The organism is Pseudomonas sp. 05N434 (assembly GCF_056396965.1).
On sequence record NZ_JBFTMK010001142.1, the window covers coordinates 1 to 441 of the forward strand.

Consider the following 441-nt stretch of genomic DNA (forward strand, 5'->3'; position numbering starts at 1 on the left):
GCTCCAGGTCGCGGTGGCGGCATGATCGATGTCGCTTGAACTGAACTGGCCGCTGACGCTGAGCGTGGTGTCTTCCTGCACCGCGCCGGCATCGTTGCCGTTGGCGAAACTGAGTACGGGTGCGTCRTTGCTGCCGGTGACGGTSACRGTCACCTGYTGGGTGTCGACRCCRCCSAGGCCGTCGCTGACCTGGATGGTGAACACTTCGTTGTGACTCTCGCCGGCCTGCAACGACTGCACGGCACTGGCGACGCCATTGGTGCCGTTGGCCARGGTGTAAGTCCACTGACCGCTGCTGTCGACGGCGATCGAGCCGTAGGTTCCAGTTGCCGAGCCATTGATCGACCAGGTGGCAGTGGCCGCATGGTCGATGTCGCTTGAACTGAACTGGCCGCTGACGCTGAGGGTGGTGTCTTCTTGCACCGCGCCGGCATCGTTGCC

Annotated in this window: 1 protein-coding gene; it reads right to left on the bottom strand. The window is 63.7% G+C overall.

What is annotated here, in order from left to right:
- The coding region (locus tag AC1DLB_RS32130) for a VCBS domain-containing protein (protein ID WP_477786552.1) at positions 1-441 on the bottom strand (441 nt) is incomplete at both ends.